Source organism: Saccharothrix stipae (genome assembly GCF_054781895.1).
On sequence record NZ_BAAGTN010000002.1, the window covers coordinates 139682 to 157851 of the forward strand.

General features: G+C 71.7%; 16 protein-coding genes. 5 read left to right on the forward strand and 11 right to left on the reverse strand.

Features of this window, described 5'->3' with window-relative positions; genetic code table 11:
• Nucleotides 1–33 precede the first annotated feature (33 nt).
• From ACYVLT_RS03795 to ACYVLT_RS03805, 3 genes are all read right to left on the reverse strand, one after another.
• On the reverse strand, nt 34–1653 hold the full coding sequence (locus tag ACYVLT_RS03795; protein WP_461118674.1) for an outer membrane protein assembly factor BamB family protein: 1620 nt from the start codon (nt 1651–1653) through the stop codon (nt 34–36).
• A gap of 158 nt (nt 1654–1811) precedes the next feature.
• Entirely contained in the window at nt 1812–2039 is a 228-nt protein-coding gene (locus ACYVLT_RS03800; RefSeq protein ID WP_461118675.1) for a hypothetical protein, read from the reverse strand.
• Nucleotides 2040–2150: 111 nt separating this feature from the next.
• Nucleotides 2151–2600, reverse strand: a complete 450-nt coding sequence (locus ACYVLT_RS03805; protein WP_461118676.1) for a MarR family winged helix-turn-helix transcriptional regulator — start codon at nt 2598–2600, stop codon at nt 2151–2153.
• 55 nt (nt 2601–2655) lie between these two features.
• Here ACYVLT_RS03805 and ACYVLT_RS03810 point away from each other — a divergent pair, with 55 nt between their 5' ends.
• From ACYVLT_RS03810 to ACYVLT_RS03820, 3 genes are all read left to right on the forward strand, one after another.
• A complete protein-coding gene (locus tag ACYVLT_RS03810) occupies nt 2656–3732 on the forward strand; it encodes a GNAT family N-acetyltransferase (RefSeq protein WP_461118677.1) in 1077 nt (358 codons plus the stop codon).
• A gap of 66 nt (nt 3733–3798) precedes the next feature.
• On the forward strand, nt 3799–4146 hold the full coding sequence (gene cmtR / locus ACYVLT_RS03815) for a Cd(II)/Pb(II)-sensing metalloregulatory transcriptional regulator CmtR (RefSeq protein ID WP_461118678.1): 348 nt from the start codon (nt 3799–3801) through the stop codon (nt 4144–4146).
• Nucleotides 4143–4835, forward strand: coding sequence for a cation transporter (locus ACYVLT_RS03820; RefSeq protein WP_461118679.1), 693 nt, complete (start codon nt 4143–4145; stop codon nt 4833–4835). Before cmtR ends, ACYVLT_RS03820 begins: the two co-directional genes overlap by 4 nt.
• A 75-nt stretch (nt 4836–4910) precedes the next feature.
• Here the strand turns inward: ACYVLT_RS03820 and ACYVLT_RS03825 are convergent, their stop codons facing one another.
• The 4 genes from ACYVLT_RS03825 to ACYVLT_RS03840 form a co-directional block, all read right to left on the reverse strand.
• Entirely contained in the window at nt 4911–6188 is a 1278-nt protein-coding gene (locus tag ACYVLT_RS03825) for an MFS transporter (protein ID WP_461118680.1), read from the reverse strand.
• A 72-nt stretch (nt 6189–6260) separates the two neighbouring features.
• Nucleotides 6261–7439, reverse strand: coding sequence for an SMP-30/gluconolactonase/LRE family protein (locus ACYVLT_RS03830; protein ID WP_461118681.1), 1179 nt, complete (start codon nt 7437–7439; stop codon nt 6261–6263).
• A gap of 76 nt (nt 7440–7515) precedes the next feature.
• Entirely contained in the window at nt 7516–8136 is a 621-nt protein-coding gene (locus tag ACYVLT_RS03835; RefSeq protein WP_360465016.1) for a cysteine dioxygenase, read from the reverse strand.
• Between the two features lie 75 nt (nt 8137–8211).
• Entirely contained in the window at nt 8212–9573 is a 1362-nt protein-coding gene (locus ACYVLT_RS03840) for an ABC1 kinase family protein (protein WP_461118682.1), read from the reverse strand.
• A 287-nt stretch (nt 9574–9860) separates the two neighbouring features.
• On the opposite strand from ACYVLT_RS03840, the gene ACYVLT_RS03845 reads away from it, so the two are divergent.
• On the forward strand, nt 9861–11057 hold the full coding sequence (locus ACYVLT_RS03845) for a HEAT repeat domain-containing protein (RefSeq protein ID WP_461118683.1): 1197 nt from the start codon (nt 9861–9863) through the stop codon (nt 11055–11057).
• A 66-nt stretch (nt 11058–11123) separates the two neighbouring features.
• Here the strand turns inward: ACYVLT_RS03845 and ACYVLT_RS03850 are convergent, their stop codons facing one another.
• Nucleotides 11124–11567, reverse strand: coding sequence for an SRPBCC family protein (locus tag ACYVLT_RS03850; RefSeq protein WP_461118684.1), 444 nt, complete (start codon nt 11565–11567; stop codon nt 11124–11126).
• A gap of 267 nt (nt 11568–11834) precedes the next feature.
• Between ACYVLT_RS03850 and ACYVLT_RS03855 the strand changes: the two genes are divergently transcribed.
• Nucleotides 11835–12485: a winged helix-turn-helix transcriptional regulator gene (locus ACYVLT_RS03855; RefSeq protein WP_461118685.1), complete on the forward strand. Its 651-nt coding sequence runs from the start codon at nt 11835–11837 to the stop codon at nt 12483–12485.
• Here the strand turns inward: ACYVLT_RS03855 and ACYVLT_RS03860 are convergent.
• From ACYVLT_RS03860 to ACYVLT_RS03870, 3 genes are read right to left on the reverse strand one after another with little or no spacing between them, the layout of a single operon-like run.
• Nucleotides 12482–15166, reverse strand: coding sequence for an SDR family NAD(P)-dependent oxidoreductase (locus ACYVLT_RS03860; protein WP_461118686.1), 2685 nt, complete (start codon nt 15164–15166; stop codon nt 12482–12484). The two genes, ACYVLT_RS03855 and ACYVLT_RS03860, sit on opposite strands and share 4 nt — an antisense overlap.
• Complete coding sequence (locus ACYVLT_RS03865; RefSeq protein ID WP_461118687.1) at nt 15163–16155, reverse strand: enediyne biosynthesis protein UnbU; 993 nt, start codon at nt 16153–16155, stop codon at nt 15163–15165. The genes ACYVLT_RS03860 and ACYVLT_RS03865 overlap by 4 nt, the downstream gene beginning before the upstream one ends.
• Nucleotides 16152–18044 carry an FG-GAP repeat domain-containing protein gene (locus ACYVLT_RS03870; RefSeq protein ID WP_461118688.1) on the reverse strand — a complete coding sequence of 631 codons (1893 nt, stop codon included), beginning with the start codon at nt 18042–18044 and terminating at the stop codon, nt 16152–16154. Before ACYVLT_RS03870 ends, ACYVLT_RS03865 begins: the two co-directional genes overlap by 4 nt.
• Between the last annotated feature and the right edge of the window lie 126 nt (nt 18045–18170).

Consider the following 18170-nt stretch of genomic DNA (forward strand, 5'->3'; position numbering starts at 1 on the left):
GGGCCGTCTCGCCACCGCCGAGCCGCACGTCGGTCACAGCCCGAAGGCCAGCAGCACGCTGCCGTGCGGGTTCGGGTAGGTCGGCCAGTAGCCCGCCTGCACGTAGACCATGCCACCGGACACCACCGCGCCGCCGCCGCTGCCCGAGATCGCACCGCCCCGGCCCGGCAGGCCGTTGACCCCGGTGAAGTCCTGGAGCGTGTCGAACGTCCACAGCACCCGGCCGTCACGGGCCGCGTACGCCCGCAGCTTGCCGTCGTTGCCGCCCTCGTAGACCAGGCCGGGGCTGCTGGTCACGCCCGGGCCGTGGGCGAGCGTGCAGATGTCCGGGTACGCGGCCGCGCCGCCGGTCGTGCAGCCGTCGGGCGGGTTGGGCGTTTCCCACAGCACGTCGCCGTTCGCCGGGTCGAGCGCGAACACCGTGCCCGGATCGGCGAAGTAGGTCGCCACGTACAGCCGGTCGCCGTCGAAGCTCGTGCCCCACTGGATGCCGCCGAAGCCCGCGCCCGGGATCGGCAGGCCGAGCGCCCGGCGCCACACGACCTCGCCGGTCCGGGCGTCGAACACGTGGTACACACCGAGTTTCTGCCCGACGCCCACCAGGGCGCGGCCGTCGACGGTGAACAGGTTGGGCGTGGCCCCGATGTCGTAGTCCAGCGCCGTGCCGTCCGCCAGGCCCGGGCAGTAGGGCGCGCCCTCCGGGGCGTTGCACAGCAGGCGCCACGTGTCGGCCTTGGTGACCTGGTTGCGCCACCGCACCGCGCCGGTCCGGTGGTCCAGCGCGAGCAACGTGTCGAAGTCGCCGGTCGTGCCGGTGTAGAGCTGGCCGGTGCCCACGTACAGCGTGCCGGTGCGCCGGTCGATCACCGGCGACGACCACACCCCCGCCCCGGACGGCTCGTACCGGGTCGCGCCGCTGGGCCACGTCCCGACCGCCTGCGGCTCGGGCACGGTGTAGTGCCGCCACACCAGCTCGCCCGTGTCGGCGTCCAACGCGTCGACGTGCCCGCGGAAGGTGCAGCACGGGTAGTTCGGGTCGTCGGAGGTGCCGTCCGGGCCGTTGAACGAGTTCTCGCCGCTGGACGTGCCGACGAACACGAGCCCGTCGTGCACCAGCGGGGAGCTGGTCACCGTGCCGGCGCCGTGGGTGTCGACGTCCTTGGCCCACACCAGGCCGCCGGTGCGCTGGTCCAGCGCGTAGACGTAACCCCGGACATCGCCGAAGTAGACGCGCCCGCCCGACACCGACGGCCCGTCCCACGGCACCGCCGGTCGGGGCTTGGCGCCCGGCGCGACGCCGCCGAGGTCGAACGTCCACCGCTCGGCACCCGTGCGGGCGTCGCGGGCGCGGAACTTGCCGTCCGGACCGCCGAAGTACACCGTGCCGTCGACCACGGCGGGTTGGCTGCGCACCGGCAGCGGCGACTGGACGGCGGGATAGGCGAACGCCCACTTCAGCTTCAACCGGTCCACGGTGGACGGGGTGATCCGCCGCTCGGCGGCGTTGTGCCTGCTGCCCTTGAGGTCCTTCTGCCAGGTAGGCCAGTCACCGGCGCGGGCGCCGAGCGGTGCCGCCGAGGTGACGCCCGCGCCCAGCACGGTGATCACCGCCGCGACCGCGAGCAGGGCCGTGGCCCTGCGCCTGCGTGCCATGTCCTCATCCCCTCCCGACGACGGGTCGGCCCACCGTGGCACGGGTGCGTGACCGGCACGAGGGCGCGAACCGGGCAATGGCGTCTCGATGACGTCGATCGGGTGCGGCCCGTTCGGCTGATCCACCCTCAGGAGTTGCGCAAGCCGGGCGGGTGCCGCTAGTCGGCGCGAGCGGTGCGCCGTCCGTCGCGCCACCGGGCGACGTGCGGCAGCGCGAACAGGTACAGGCCGCTGAACAGGAGCAGGGCCAGCGGGAGCAGCGGCACGTAGGAGACCCAGACGACGGGTTCCGCCTGGGACAGCGCGACGACGGTGGCGAGGACGGTCACCGTGAAGGCGACGGACACCCAGCGGTGGAACCGCCGGATCCACTTGTTCCAGCTCATCGCGGTCTCCTTGAGGAGGGGGGCGCCGGGTCGACCGGCCGGTGAGAACGAACGCTAGGAGCGGCCCACCGGCCCGCGCTTCTCGATTCCTGACCGGTCGCGCCGCCGCTCCTAGTCGGGCAGGTCGGCGATGCGCGTGGCGATGACTTCCAGGGTCTTCAGCTCGTCGGCGGACAGGTGGTCGATGAACCGGGCCCGCACCGAGCGCACGTGTCCGGGCGCGGCCTGTTCCAGGGCGGCGAAGCCCTCGTCGGTGAGGTGGTAGATGCTGCCGCGGCCGTCGTTGACGTCCTCGGTGCGTTCGAGCAGGCCGCGGGCTTCCATCCGGGCGGCGTGGTGCGAGAGTCGGCTGCGCGACCACTGCATCTTCGCCGCGAGGTCCCGCAGCCCCCACCGCCGGCCCGGCTGCTCCGACAGCGTGCTCAGGACCTCGTAGTCGGTCGTGGACAGGCCGAGCGCGGTGAGGTCGCGGCCGGTGCGCGCGGGCAGCACGGTGAGGAGGCGTCGGAACGCCCGCCACGCCCGCTCTTCGTCTGGCGTCAACCACGGCACGTCGGTCACCGCCTCATCGTGCCACCTTTGACATGTCAACGAAACTCGGCCTACGCTCATTGACATGTCAAAGAACCCCGCCGTCCGCGTCCTGCTGATCGTCGCGAGCACCCGGCCCGGTCGGCTCGGCCCCACCGTCGGCGAGTGGTTCGCCCGGGTCAACGACCAGGTCGCGGTCGACTCCGGCGCCCGGATCGACACCGCCGACCTGAGGGAGATCGCGCTGCCGATCCTGGACGAGCCCGAACACCCCTCCACCGGCATCTACCACCACGAGCACACCCGGGCGTGGAGCCGCCTCGTCGCCGAGGCCGACGCGTTCGTGATCGTCACCCCGGAGCACAACCACTCGATGCCGGCCGGCCTGAAGAACGCCATGGACCACCTGTCGGCGGAGTGGGCGTACAAGCCGGTGTCCTTCGTCGGGTACGGCCACACCTCGGCCGGCACCCGCGCCGTGCACATGGCCAAGCAGGTCGCCACCACCCTGCGCATGATGCCGACCGGGGCGACCGTGGCGCTGCGCATCGGCGACCACGTCGAGGACGGACGACTGCTCGACGACCCCGCCCGCGACGAGACCGCGCGCAAGACCCTCCGCGAACTCGTCCGCCTGGCCCGCGTGCTGCGCCCGCTGTACCGACCCGACCCCGAGCCGGTCCACCCGGCCACCCCGCCGCCGTTGCCGGGCGTGCGCCTGCGACCGGCCGCTGCCGCCGACGCGGCCGAACTCGTGGTGCTGCAACGCTGCTGCTGGGTCGACGAGGCCATCGCCAACAACACCTGGGACCTCAGGCCGCTGCACGAGACCGCCGACGACGTCCGGACGTGGACCAACGACTGGTCGGTGTGGTGCGCACGCCTGGACCACCGCCTGGCGGGCGCCGTCCGCGCCCGCCGTGACGGCGACACGTGGGACATCGGACGCCTGATGGTCGCCCCCGACCTGGCGGGCCGGGGACTGGGCGGCTGGCTGCTGCGCTTCGCGGAAACCCAGGCACCGGCCGGTACCCGGACACTGCGCCTCCACACCGGTGCCCACAGCCATCACAACATCGCCCGGTACGAGCACTGGGGCTACCACCGCGGCACGGTCCACCACGGCACCGTCCCGTTGACCAAACCAACCACGACGCCGTAGCCGCCGGCTGCGGTGGCCACGGTTCAGTGGTGACTGTAGTACAGCGTCCGCTGTATGGTTACCCGCATGCTGAAATGTGAGACGCGGGAGGATGCGTTGGCCCGGTTGGGCAAGGCGTTGGCCGACCCCACCCGTTGTCGCATCCTGGTGGCGCTGCTGGACGGGATCAGTTACCCGGCCCGGTTGGCCGACCACCTTGAGCTGACTCGCTCGAACGTGTCCAACCACCTGGCGTGCCTGCGGGGCTGTGGTTTGGTCGTGGCCGCCTACGAGGGTCGTCAGGTGAGGTATGCGCTGGCTGATGCGCACTTGGCCCGCGCACTCGGCGAACTGGTCAAGGTCGTGCTGGCAGTGGACACGGCCGAACCGTGCCTCGACGACGAGGCCACCGTGCCGGTCGGGGTGGACAGGTGAGCGAGAACCGCGTCGACCTGGGACTGACGAGCACGGCGTCGACCGACGGGTGCGCGGACGGCTGCTGCACTCCGATCCCTCGCGGCACCGGCGACCCGCAGCGGCGGGCGGTGCTCGGACGACGGGTGCGGTTGCTGGTCGCGGCGACGATCACCTACAACGTGGTCGAGGCCGTCGTGGCGATCACCGCGGGCACGATCGCCTCCTCCACGGCGCTGATCGGGTTCGGCCTCGACTCGGTGATCGAGGTCGCCTCCGCGCTGGCGGTGGCCTGGCAGTTCTCCGGCGCGGATCCCGAGGCGCGCGAGCGGACGGCGTTGAAGGTGATCGCCGTGTCGTTCTTCGCCTTGGCCGCCTACGTCACGGTCGACTCCCTGCGCACCCTGTTCGGCGGGCACGCCGCGGATCACTCGACAGTGGGAATCGTGCTGGCGGCGGTGTCACTCGCCGTGATGCCGGTGCTGTCCACGGCACAACGCCGCGCCGGGCGCGAGCTGGGATCGGCCAGCGCCGTGGCCGACTCCAAGCAGACGCTGCTGTGCACGTACCTGTCCGGCGTGCTGCTGGTGGGCCTGCTGCTCAACTCGCTGTTCGGCTGGTCGTGGGCCGACCCGGCCGTCGCCCTGGTCATCGCCGCCCTCGCGGTCAAGGAAGGCCGCGACGCCTGGCGCGGCGACCACTGCTGCTGACGACCGGACGACCGGACGGCGGAACCTCCCGGCGGAACGGAAAGGGCCGTTCCGCCGGGAGGTTCGGCGAGCGGGTTACGCCGGCTCGGGAGCGGTCTGGCCGCGGCCCGACGCGAGCGAGAACACCAACAGCGAGCTCGCCACGCCGCACAGCGCGACCAGGATCATCGCCACCTGCAACGACGACAGCTCGGCCAGCCAGCCATACAGGAACGGCGCGGCCAGCAGGGCGAAGTAGGCCGCCAGCATCACCCCGGACGCCGCGGCGCCGCTGTTCTCGCCGAGGCTGCCCGCGGCGCTGATGGTGGACGGCTGGATGCCCGCCACGGCGAGGCCGAGCACGACCAGGCCGAGGCCCGCCAGGGCCAGGTTGCCGGCGGTCAGCAGCAGCACGCCCGCCACCAGGATGCCCACCCCGGACAGCCACAACGACGCCCGCACGCCCTTGCTCCGGATCAACCAGCCGTTGCCGAAGCGGGCCAGGATCATCGCGCCGTTGAACGCCGCGAACAGCACGCCCGCCACGCCGATGCTCATGCCCTCCTCGCGGAGGTAGATCACCGACCAGACCACCGCGATGGCCTCCGCGGCGCTGCCCGCGAAGCACACCGCCACCAGGGTGACGAACTGCTTGTTCTTCCACAGGCTGCTCGGGATCTGCTCCTCGTCGACCAGCCCGGCTGACTTGACGAAGGGCACCACCGCGGTGAACAACCCGACCGGCACGCAGACCGCGAGCGAGACGACGATCATGACCTGCGGGTACGCCCACCCCGCGGCCAGCGCACCGCCCGCGATCAGCGCGCCGAGGACGACCGACGCCGCCTGCACACCGTGCATGAAGCTGAGGAAGTGCTTGCCGGTGGCCTTCTCCAGGTCGATGGCCGCGGCGCTCGTCGCCGCGTCCAGGCTGGCGAAGCCCAGGCCGCACAGCAGCAACCCGAGGATCAGCCCGACCAGGTTCTGCACCAGGCCGATGGTCACCATGCCCGCCAGCAGCAACGCGAGCGCGAGGAGGGACTGGTTCTTGGCGCCGAGCGCGGAGTAGATCTTGGCGTTGAGGGCGAGCACCACCATCCCGACCAGCGGCAGCGCGAGCTGCGCGCTGCCGAACACACCGTCGCTGAGCGCGAGCCGGATCAGGACCTCGGTCCACACCACGCCCTGCACGCCGAGGATCACGCCGAACGCGAGGCTCTGCGTGAGCAACGCGGCCTGGGTGACCTTGTGGCCACCGCCGCCGCCCCCGCCGCCGTCGTCCTGTTGCCGTGCGGATCGATCCGACGACGATGGATCCGATAAGGACGTCTGCGGTGCGGAGTCGTCCGCGGCCTGGGCCGGGTCGGTGCTCATCTGGTGACGCCTTTCACTCGCGATGGCGATCAGGGCAACTCCGCAGACTACCGATCAACACCACCGCGCGGGTTACGTCAGAACGGTGACGGCCTCCAGCGAGTCGAAGCCGCGGATCATCTTGCTGGGGTTGTTCAGGTCCACGTTGTCGTGGACCTGATGGAAGCGGACCGGGTTGCCCTCGGCGTCGAGCTCGTAGACCCGGGCCCGCAGCGTCTCGGCCACCCAGACGTGCTTGCCGTCGGAGAAGATGCCCGAGCCGATGAACCCCGGCTCCGGGTGCCAGATGCGCCGCCAGTTCTTCCCGTCCGGGTCGATCTTGACCACGAAGCACTGGTCCTGGGTGCCCTCGCTCATCGACGCGATGTACTCGCCCGAGTCCAGCCGGACGACGCCGATCAGCGACGCGTCCACGCCGGTGATGTCCGCGACCTGCGCCTTGGCACCCGAACGGGTGTCGACCCGGATCACCTGGCCACCGCTGGCCTTGCCGTGCGGCTGGCGGGTGTTGGCCACCAGCAGGTGGTACGGGCCGTCGAGGCTCAGCGTGGACGGCTGGTCGAGGCCGTCGGTCACCACGTCGATGGCGCCGGTCTCCAGGTCGACCGACACGACCTTGCCGTTGCCCTGCCAGTTGTTGAAGTCGCAGCCGTAGACGTAGCGGCCGTCCGGGGACACGACGATCCCGGCCAGGTCGATGAACTTGTCGTCGTACGGCATCCCGACGCCGCCGCGGAAGCCGGTGATGGCCCTGGTCAGCTTCCCGGTCTCGGTGTCGATCTCCAGCACGGCGCTGGTGCCCGGCAGGCCGACCTTGTCCGAGATCGGGCCGCGCATGCCGCTCATCGACACGTACACGTGCCGGTAGTCCGGCGACACGGCGGTCGACCAGACGTGGGCGTTGCACCAGCTGGACAGGTCGAGGTACGGCCGGGCCACACCGTCCCGGACGAGCTTCACGCTGAACGTGGCCTGGTCGGTCACCAGCAGGTCGCCGCGCTGCAACGTCAACGGCATGTGCGAGACGACGATGTAGTTGGTCTCGCTGGTGCGGTGCAGGGTCGGCAGGTAGGCCAGGCCGCGGGTCTCCAGCGTGGAGGTCATGTACTCCTGCAGTTCGCGCAGACCCGAGTCCGACGAGTCGAGGGTGAGCACGGAGATGGAGTAGTGCGTCTTCGTGTTGCGCGGCTTGCGTTCCTCCGGGCTGATCTCCGAGCTGGTGAGGCGGTCGTCGTCGATCTGCGATGTCATGGCAATCCTCCACGGCTGGTGCGAGCCTTCGCGGGCGGAGTCGGCTCGGTCTGTTCGATCGCTTCGGGTGGTGGCCTCAGGTCGTCGGGAGCAGGTTCGCGCCCCGGCGTCGCCCCTGGAGGTCACGGGCCACGTTGATCTGGTCGAACCACAGGTCGATCGCCGTGGACCGGTAGAGCTTGTCGCTCTGCTGGGCGTAGGTGCGGTAGCTGTGGATCGCGGTCATGTAGATGTGCACGGTCGCGGCCCACTCGGAGGTCTCGTTCACCATGAGGTGGAGCTGCATGTCGTCTTCCGGGTAGATCGGCGTGGTGCAGCCGGGGACGATCAACATGTCACCGCTGGGCGCGAGGGCCACTTCGGAGCCGTGTTGGTGCAGGATTTCGTACTTGATCTCGCGAGTGCGACCGAACACGGCGCTGACCATGCCGACGGTTCCGTCGTGGTCGTGCACCGGGCTGCCGCGTCCGGGCGCCCAGAGCACGAGGACGATCTGGAACGGGTCGTCCAGCGAGTTCAGCAGCAGCCGGGCGTAGTTGGTGCTGGGCACCAACTTTCCCACCAGGCGCTGGTTCTCCTCGTCGCCGGCGAAGTCGCGCAGAGCCGTTGCCAGGCGGGCGAGCACGGCATCCCTTGGGATGCGGCCACTGTCGGCGTGGACCTTCGCGACTTCACCGATCAGTTCGTCGGGTGTCATCGGCTTCCCTTCCTGCCTGGTGCGATACCGCAAATGCCAGAAGGCAATTCACTGTAGGAAACAGTAGTTTCTTGGTCAAGAGGAGGTCGCGAACAGCTCGAACTTCGAGCCGACCCCACCGGCCGCCGTGCCCGCCTGCGCGGCGCGGAAGACGATGGGTCGGGCGATCGCCTGGAAGTCGATGTCCGGGTCCAGCCGGCGCACGGTCTCCTCCACCATCAGCAGCGCCAGCAGCGGGAACACGAACTCCGAGGCCGCGTAGATGCCGTGCCTGCGCTGGCTGGCGAACAGCTCGGTGGCGAACTCGATGAGGTCGAAGTCGCGGGCGGTGGCCCCGCCGAACCGGTCGACGAGGCGGACCATGTCCGCGGTGAACGCCTCCGTCGCGGCGCTCTTGCCCACGTGCTCCGCGCTCGCCAGCACGGCCTTCGCACAGTTCTCGCCGTGCCGGAACCCCAGGTTGAGGAAGAACAGCGCCAGGTGGGTGCGCACCTTCTCGGACACCCGGTACACGAAACCGGCGTCGAGCACGACGATCGACCCGGCCCGGGTGAGCCGCAGGTTGCCGGGGTGCAGGTCGCAGTGGACCAGGCCGGTGCGGAACAGCATCTCGAACACCGCCCGCAGGACCTGGTCGGCGAGCACCTGGCGCCGATCGGGCGGCAGCTCGGTCACCTCGACCCGGTCGCGCACGCCCTCGGCGAAGGTCATCACCACGCACGTCTCCCGGCACAACGCCGACACCGGCTCGGGCACGTGCACGAAGTCCAGTGCGGCCAAGTCGCGGCGCAGCGCCCCCATGTTCGCCGACTCGTCGTCCAGGTCCAGCTGACCCAGCACGGCGGTGCCGATGGACCGGGCCATGTCCGACAGCGGCACGCCGCGCAGCGGCCGCAGGCGGCCCAGCCGGTCGAACAGGGCCTGCAGGATCGCCACGTCCTGGCGGACGGTCGCCTCCAGGTCGGGCCTGCGCACCTTCACCGCCACGACCCGGCCGTCGGCCAACCGGGCCCGGTACACGCACGCGATGCTGCCCGAACCGACCGGATCGGGGTCGAACCCGGTCAGCGTGGACCGCCAGTCGACGCCGAACGTCCTGGCCAGCGCGATCTCGACCTCCCGACGGGGCATCGGCGCCACCGCGTCGTGCAGGCGGGTCAGCGCGCGGCACACCCCGGGCGGCAGGACGTCGGCACGGGTGCTGGCGATCTGGGCGAACTTGATGAACGCCGGACCAAGCCGCTCCACGACGACCGCGAACTCGTCCGACCAGGTGCCCAGGCCCGCGCCCCGGCCGGTGATCCGCATCGTCCCCCGGCGGACCGCGGCCCGGACGACGCCGCTCAGCACGGTCCAGCCGATCCGCCCGACCCGGCCCACCGCCTCGGTCCGCGAGATGCCCCCCGGCGCGCGATCCGCGTCCGCCATGTCCGCCATGAGTCCTCCGTGGTCCGTCACCGGCATGCCATCGAGGCGAACTACTTTACTTATCATTAGCTAAATGAACGCACGGTAACAAGCCCGGGCCGCCGCCCTACGGCGGTCGACCGCGCTCCTCCGTGGCGTACCCCAGTAATACCAAGCTCCGACCTGCAGTCTAGGCAGGATGGATCCGTTCGAGGTATCGGCCGAACGGACGTTGACAACGGCAAAGTATCTTCGCTTTCATGTAGCTACTTCTCCGCTGCTGGCGGGGACGCCGCGAAACCGATAACGGAGGAACCATGACGCAGTCGATCGAATCTGGTCTGAAGACAGGCTTGGTGTCGCTCACCCCGCCCCCCGCGGCGCGGTACCACGACCCGGCCGAGTACCTCGACTTCGCCCGGCCCATCACCGAGAAGTTCCTGCCGTTCGACAGCCGGAACGACAGCGAGCTGCGCGAGGTGGCCGAGGGGCACTCCAGCCCGCTGGAGCGCGAGCGCGCGATCTGGGAGCTCGCCGACCGCAAGCCCGAGGAGAGCCTGTCGTTCATCGACCACTTCATCGGCACCGAGTCCGACCGCGCCGTGCGGTCGGGCGCCCTCTGGCTGGCGCTGCGCTCCGCGGGCCCGGCCGCCCTGAGCGTGCTGAAGAAGTACTCGAGCGACGCCGACCCCGAGGTCGCCGACTACGCGCGGGTGCTGGCCAGTGACATCACCGGCATCGCGCCGACCCGGATCTACAACGAGGCCGAGGTCGAGGAGACGGGCTACTTCGACCAGACCGTCCCGCTGATCATCGGCGGCAAGGTCGTCATCATGATGCCGGGTGTCGGCGCGGTGCGTGCCGTGCTGTCGCCGCTGTGGTTCGAGTCGATCCAGGGCCGCGTCCTGGCGAGCACCAACGTCAGCACCTTCCGCACCGAGCTGACGATCGAGAAGGAGCTCAAGGGCCTCAAGGAAGACGGCACCTGCCACTACGAGATCTTCCCGTTCCGCGGCCTGAGCGTGGAGTACGACGGCAACAACCTGGAGCACAACTACCTGTCCTCCACGCTGCGGCCGTTCTACCCCAGCGGTGTCACCGGCAAGGGCGAGGAGATCCAGGTCCCGGTGTCGCTGGAGCGCGTCGCGCTGACGAACCTGGCCGGCCAGGGCGACGTCGAGATCCACGGCACCGGCGCGCGGGCCGACCGCCTGCGTGCGGCCCCGATGCCGTTCGTGCAGAGCGTGCGCGGCCGTTACTACGGCTGGGCCGCGGTCAACCTGGAGGTCGCCTTCGACCAGGGCACGGTCGGCGCGGGCGAGATCCAGCTGTCCAACCCGACGGACCCGGTCGCGGGCCCGATGACCAACGCCAAGCTGTACGGCGCGTTCCGCGGCAAGTCGGGCGACTACACCGGCTCCGGCCGGCTCACGCTCAACTCGATCAAGTGCCACGGCCGTCCCGACGGGACGATCGACGTGGTCGAGAACGGCGGCGAGCTGGCCAGCGAGTGACTTCGCTGACCTGAGCTCGACGACGTCCGGCGTGCCCCACCAGCGAGCTGGTGGGGCACGCCGCCATCAGGACCTCGCGCTGTCGAAGGTCACCTTGTGCTCCAACCAGAACTTGAGCAGCGTGAGCGCCTCGCCCCAGCCACCCGCGCAGTAGATGGCGCGCTTCGTGCCCTCCTCGCCGTCGGGGAGCTGGTCCTCCACCACGGTGACCCGGGTGCCGCCGTCCTCGGCGGCCAGGGTGAACGTCACCCGCGACGGCGGGCTGTTCCAGGTGAACGCGAAGGTCGAGGGCTCGTCGTAGGTCAGGACGGCGCCGCCGTCCTCAAGGGTCAACCGCTCCGCGCCGAACTCGTGCCACACCAGGCGCAACGCGCCACCCGCCCGCTGCTCCAACTCCGTCCCCGACGTGAACCAGCCGTCCCAGCCCGCACCGGTGCCGATCGCGGGCCAGACCTCCTCCGGCGGCAGGGCGATCCACGTCGCGATCTCGATGGGCGGGGTCGAGGACATCCTGGTACCTCCAGCCAACCGGCGGGTCCGTCGAGTACCCGCCGGATACTACTATCTTTCCGTAGCGATGACATGGCGACGACGTCGGACCGAGGTGCCGGCGCGTGCCGACCAACGGCACGATCGTTCCTGCGGAATACCACGACCTGGGAAGTAGCATCTATCGCATGACGGAGGAAGCCAAACGCAGTAGACGCGATGCTACTATCTGACTTGTGAGCCACTTTCGGCTTGGCGGCAGCCACTGTGAGAAAGGTGCCACGCACCATGAGCGTCCGGCGTGACTACGGCCAGTTCTGCGGGCTGGCCAGCGGGCTGAACGTCATCGGCGAGCGCTGGACGCTGCTCATCGTGCGCGAGCTGCTGATCACGCCCACGCGCTTCAACAACCTGCTGGACAACCTGCCCGGCATCGGCCCCAACCTGCTCACCGACCGGCTCCGGATGCTGCTGGAGCACGGCGTGATCGAGCAGCTGCCGGTGGAGGGCGACTCACGTGGCCGGATGTACAAGCTCACCGCCAGGGGCGCGGAGCTGCGCGCGCCGGTGCTGGCGCTGGCCAAGTGGGGCATGGGCTTCCTCACCGAGGAGGACACCAAGAAGGCCGTGCGCGACGAGTGGGGGTTCCTCGCCCTCCAGTCGATGATCGACCACGACAGCATCCCGGACGTGGACGAGACCTACGAGTTCCGGGTCGGCGACAGCAGCTACGCCATCGAGGTCCGCGGCGGCGAGCTCTCGTTCGTGCTCAACCCGGTCGGCACGCCCGACCTGACCATCACGTGCGCGGCGGACGTCTTCGTGCGCATCGGCGCGCGGTTGCTCACCCCGTTCGACGCCATCGTGACCGGTGACGTGAAGGTGGACGGCGCGCCGGAGTCGATCCACCGGTGCACGAGGATGCTCGGTCTGGTCTAGCACCGGTCCTCCGCGGTCACCGCGACCAACCGCGGCAGCGCACCCGGCGGCAGCGCCGCGGTCACCACCCGCCGGTCGCCCACGCGCAACAGCACCAGCCCGTCGTGGCAGACGTCGGCCACGTCGACCAGGTCGCCGCCGTCCTCCTCCGGCAGGCCGAGCGCCAGCACCGCGCACGAGACCCGGCCCGCCGCGGTGGCGATGTCCTCGCCCGTGCGGACCGCGATCTCCTGCGCCAGGCCGGTGACCGACACGGCCGCGGGCCGCCGGGTCACCAGCCCCACCGCCGGGTCCGTCGCCACCAGCCGGCCGCCGTCGGAGACCAGCTCAGCACGGCCGTGCACGCCCAGCTCCGACAGGCGCCTGCTCAGCCACGGACCCACCAGCGGCGCCGGCATGGGCTGCGGCCAGGCACGGGCGCCCGCGGCGCGGATCCGCAGGCCCTCCCAGCGGCTGACCGCCGTGCCGTCCGCGGCCACCACGTCGACGTCGAACCGGTACTCGTCGCCCGCGTGCCCGACCTCCACGGCGTGGACGTGCAGCAACCCCCGGGGACGGGCCCAGAACGTCACCCGGTCGACGCCGACGGGCAGCGCTTCGCGGTGCGGCACGCAGGCGAGCGGCAGGTGCGCCGCCGCGTGGTGCACGCCGGGATCGCCGAGCAGCAGGCGATCGCTGTGGAAGGGCGAGAACCAGCGGGTGTGCTCGTCCGCGACCACCCAGGCCCGCACCTCGTACGCGGTCAGCCGGTCGAAGCGGAGCACCCGGCGGAACCGGCCCGTGTGGCGGAACAGCGGACCGTAGAACGGGTGCGGCCCCGTGGGCTCCAGCGCGCACGGCGGGATCACCGGGACGGGCGGCAGGGTCGCCGGCGCGGGCGGCCCGGTGACGGCGCCGCACGACCGGGCCGTCGCACGGACCGCCCGGTACTCGTCGGCGTCGTCGCGCAGCACCAGGTCGGTCCGGTCGCCGCGGTCGTCGGCCAGCGCCGCGACCCTCAGCGTCCGCGTGCCCCAGTCGCCCACCACGACGGGCGAGGCGAACCGGACCTCCTCGAACGCCCACCGCGCCCGGCCGCCGTGCAGCGACGCGGTCGCCTGCGCCATCGCCTCCAGACCGACCACGGCGGGCAGCACGGGGGTGCCGTGGACGCGGTGGTCGTCCAGGTACGGGTCGGTGGCCGGGGACAGCTCGGCGCGCAGCACCGCCTCGACGCCGGGCGTGCCGGCCAGCTCCTCCTCGCTGAACCTCAGACCGCGCTCACCGGCGGGACGTCGGGTCACGGTCGGGGAGGCGGGCAGCCGGCCGGTCAGCATGGCCGTGACGGGCGCGGTCCGGTCCGCGAGCAGCACCAGGAGCGCGGCGGTGCCCTGCTCGGGCGTGAGGGGCTGGACACCGGACCGCGGCTCGGGCGACGCGAGGTGGACACCCGGCCGCAGCGGCTCGGGCACGACCGGCTGCACACCCGACGGCGGCTCGGACGACGCGGGGTAGACGCCCGGTCGCGGCAGTTCGGGCATGACCGGCTGGACACCCGACCGCGACTCGGGGTGGACACCCGGCACCGACGGCTCGCCCGCGTCCTCCCGCTCACCCGTGCCGAGCCCGGACCACCTCGTCCACTCCAGCAGGTGCGTGCGGCAGCCGGGGTGGCGCGCCGCCCACCGCTCGACCTCGACCCGCATCCAGTCGTCGGCGATGCACCGGGTGGCCCAGCCCGCCATGCCGGTGCGGCCGGCGGTCGAGCCGAGGGCCAGCACCAGGGTCGCCTGCTCGCCGACGGCGTCCAGCAGCAGCCGCAGACCGGTGACCTTCGGTCGGACGGTCGCGCACAGCGCGGCGTCCGAGATCGCGCCGAGCGGCCGGGGTGCCTCGACCTCCGCGCCGTGGACCACGCCGCGGACGGGTCCGCAGGTGGCGGCCGCCGCCACGGCGGTGTGCACGTCGGCGGGCTCGGTGACGTCGCACTGGATGTAACGCGCCCGCGAGCGCCTCGGCAGGCGGGCGAGGCCCGCCCGGACCGGTGGCGAGTCGGCGGGAGACCGCCCGAGGAACACCAGCATCACGCCGAACCGCTCGGCCAGCGCCGCGGCGCAGTGCGCGGCGATGCCGTTCGCGCCGCCCGTCACCAGGACCACGTCGCCCCGTGCGAGCGCCGGATCCGCCTCCGCGCCGGGGCGGTGCGCCTGCGTGACGAGCCGCTGGTAGCGCCCGTCGCCGCCCAGGCGCAGCTCCAGGTAACCGCCCCGGGCGGCGAGCCGCAGGTCGAAGTCGTGGTGGGCGGGCCGGTCGACCGCGGTGACGGCGCACCCGGGCTGCTCCGCCGCGACGCTGCGCGCGACCGCCGCCGCGGCCGGGTGCCCGTCGTGCAGCACGACCAGCAGATCCGGGCGGTCGGCCGCGATCCGCTCGATCGCGGCGGTGATCCCCCCGACGGTGCGCACGGTCACGCACGCGTCGCGGAGCTCCACCACCAACCCCTTGCGCGCACCCGGCCGCGGCGCCGCCGGTGGCCGGTAGTAGTCCGTGTGGGGCAGGTAGCGGGCCCAGTCCACGGTGTCGGAGGTGTCGGGCCGGCCGTGGTGGTCGACCCACCGGTGCTCGAACGCGCGCACCCAGGGCCCCACGCCGGCCACGACCTCCGCGCCGTCGTGCCTCGTGCGTGCCGCGACCTCGATCATCCGGGCGACCTCTCCGATCGACGGGCCGGAGCCGCGGCGCCCGCGGCGCGCGCCGGCACGAACTTCGCGCCCACGAGCACCAGGCCTCTCAGCACGCACGTGATCACCAGGGCGAAGAACAGGCCGAACACGACCTCGTTGACCACGAGCAGGCCGTACACCGCCGCGGCGGTGACCCCGAACACCACCTGGTTGCGCCTGCCGAACGGGGTGGTGCCCGGGTCGGTGATCATGTAGTTGGTGAACAGGACGAACGCGACGCCGGTCATCGGCAGCAGCGCACCGACCAGGTGGTGGTCCAGCAGCAGCCAGCGCACCACGGCCTGGGCGGCGAACCCGACGACCCACCCGAGGATCAGCGGCACCTTGCCGGTGAGCTTCGCGTTGATCATCGTGCCGAGCATCAGGATGGCGAGCGGCACGAGCCAGTCGATCGCACCACCGGTGTTCGCGGTGAACTGGTACGGCGGGGCGATGCCGACCCACGGGAACAACAGCAGGGTGACCACGATGCCGCTGTTGGACGGGTTGAGCACGTGCCGCCGCTTGCCCCGCACGTCCAGCCGCACCAGGTACTTGCTCGCGTTGGCCACCGTGACCGCGAACAGGTAGGGCCACAGCGCCGCGTTGCCCCACAGCAGCATCGCGCACGCCAGCGCGGCGATGTGGGACGGCAGCAGGAACAGCACCAACGCGCGCGGCCCGCCCCGGTACTGCGGCGTGCGGCCGGTCGCCCACGCGTCGAGCGCCTCGAACAACAACGCGGTCGCGTACCCGACGAGCACGGTCGTGATCGGGGTGATGGGTGACTGCTCGAAACCCAGCAGCACGTGGCCGACCACGGTGAAGATCGTGATCGACGCCGCGAACCGGCGCAACGCGCGCTCACGCCGGAGCTCGGGCGTCAGCGCGACCGGTGCGGGCTCGGCCGGCCTCTCCGCGCCACCGGGAACCCCGGTCTGGAGCTCGGCCGATGCTGTCGTGGTCATCGCACTACCGCCGTTCCGTCGCCGTTGAGGACCACCGTCCAGCGGCCGGGCGCCACCTCTACCCGGGCGTCGTGCGTCCCGGAGGCGTCGCGCCAGCGCACCGTCGCCCGCGTGGGTTCGCCGTCGGGCAGGAACAGGGGCACCTCGGCCGCGGACACCCCCGCGTGCCCGTTCGCCGGGTAGAGCTGCGCCCGCTGGGTGCGGTCGGGGTGGTGCAGCTCGACGTGCACGCCCAGCGCCTGCACCTCGGTCGCGCCGGGCCCGGTGACGCGCACGAACCGCAGGTTCGCCGTGCGGTCCGCCGGTGCCCGGTTGCGCAGCAGCACGGAGTCCTCCCACTGGTTGGCGACCAGCACGTCGAGCGAGCCGTTGCCGTCCACGTCGCCCAGCGCCAGACCCCGGCTGTTGTCCGGCTCGGCGATGCCGACGGCCGGCGCGAGGTCGGCGTACACGCCGTCGGCGCCCCGGACCCACAACGGGTTCGACTCGTGGCCCGAGAGGTCGTCGCCGGGACCGAACGCGGGCCACGCCCACGGGTGGCGGACCAACTCGTCGTTGCCCATCGCGAGCTCCTGGAGCAGCGGCCACCGGTCCACCTCCCCCTTGAGGAAACCGTTGGCCTGCATGATCTCGTCCACGCCGTCGCCGTTGAGGTCACCGGCCTTGACGTCCCAGCACCACCCCGCCCGGGCCAGCCCCAGGCGTTCACTGCTCTCCCGGTACGGGAACTCGCCGTCCCTCAGCCGGGCGCCCTCGCCCCGGGGCGTGAACGCGAAGTTGCTCTCGTGCAGCGCGTACGGGGTGGTGATGTTGCTGACCACGATCATCGGCAGCGCGGCGCCCGGGTCGTAGGTGAACGCCACGCCCATGCCCTTGAACGAGTCGTGGCCGAGCACCTCCGACTTCGGCGTGACGAGGTCGCGCGTGCCCTCGACCTCGGTCAGCACCACCCGGCCGGGAGAGGACTCGTTGACCATCAGCTGGTCGGGTCCGAAGTCGTTGGCCTGGTAGACCTCCGGCAGGCCGTCGCCGTCGAGGTCCTGCAGGCCGATCGACAGCGTCCAGGAGCCGGAGGCGGTCGGGGACAGCGCGTCGCTGGCGTCCACCAGCTCGGGGGCCTGGTCGGCGCCGCGCGGCTTGGTGAGCAGGATGCGGTTCCGCCCGCCGTTGCGCGCGCGGGACATGGAGTCCTGCACCGCCATGCGCATGTCGTCGGTCGCGCCGGGGTCGAGCACCCGTGCCCCGTCCGGGAAGTAGTTGCCCACCAGGAGGTCGAGGTGGCCGTCGCCGTCGACGTCGCCGACGTTGAGGGCGGTGGAGTTCCACACCTCGACCGGGTTGAGCAGCTCCCGCGCGCGGAAGGTGCCCGGGCCGGGCACGCCCTGGACGAGACCGGTGTTGACGAACAGCAGCGGCGTGCGACCCCAGTAGTAGACCAGCAGGTCGAGGTCGCCGTCCTCGTCGAGGTCCGCGGGGACGCACCCCATCGGGGCCATCGTGGGGCCGTAGGCGACGCCCGTCGGCGTCAGGCGCACGGGCTGGTACCGGTCGGCGTCGCCCGGCACCGCGCGCACGGTGACCGAGTCGTCCCTCGGGTCGACCAGGCACACGTCGCCCGGCCTCCCGGCACCGCGCAGGTCGGCCGAGGCGACCGCGGCGCCGACCGCGGAGATCCAGCTGCGGATGCCGTGCAGGGTGGGCGCGACGGGCCGTTCCGCCCTCGCGTCGGGTGGCGGTGCGTTCAGCTGCTCGGTGTCGAAGCGGAACGTCGCGGCCAGGCTCGACTCCTCGGCGGAGCCGAGGGTGGGCCGGATCACCGGCACCGCGAACGCGGCGCAGACCAGCAACGTGCCGGCGGCGGCGACTGCCGTGCGAACGGCTTTGGTCATGGGACCACGACCTCTTCCCGGGTTGGCGGGTCGGTGGTGACGGACTGCTGTTCGGACCGGGTGCGCGGCCGGCCGCGGCCGTCCGCGTCGGCGCCGGTCCACGCCGGGCGCCGTTCGGCGCGGACA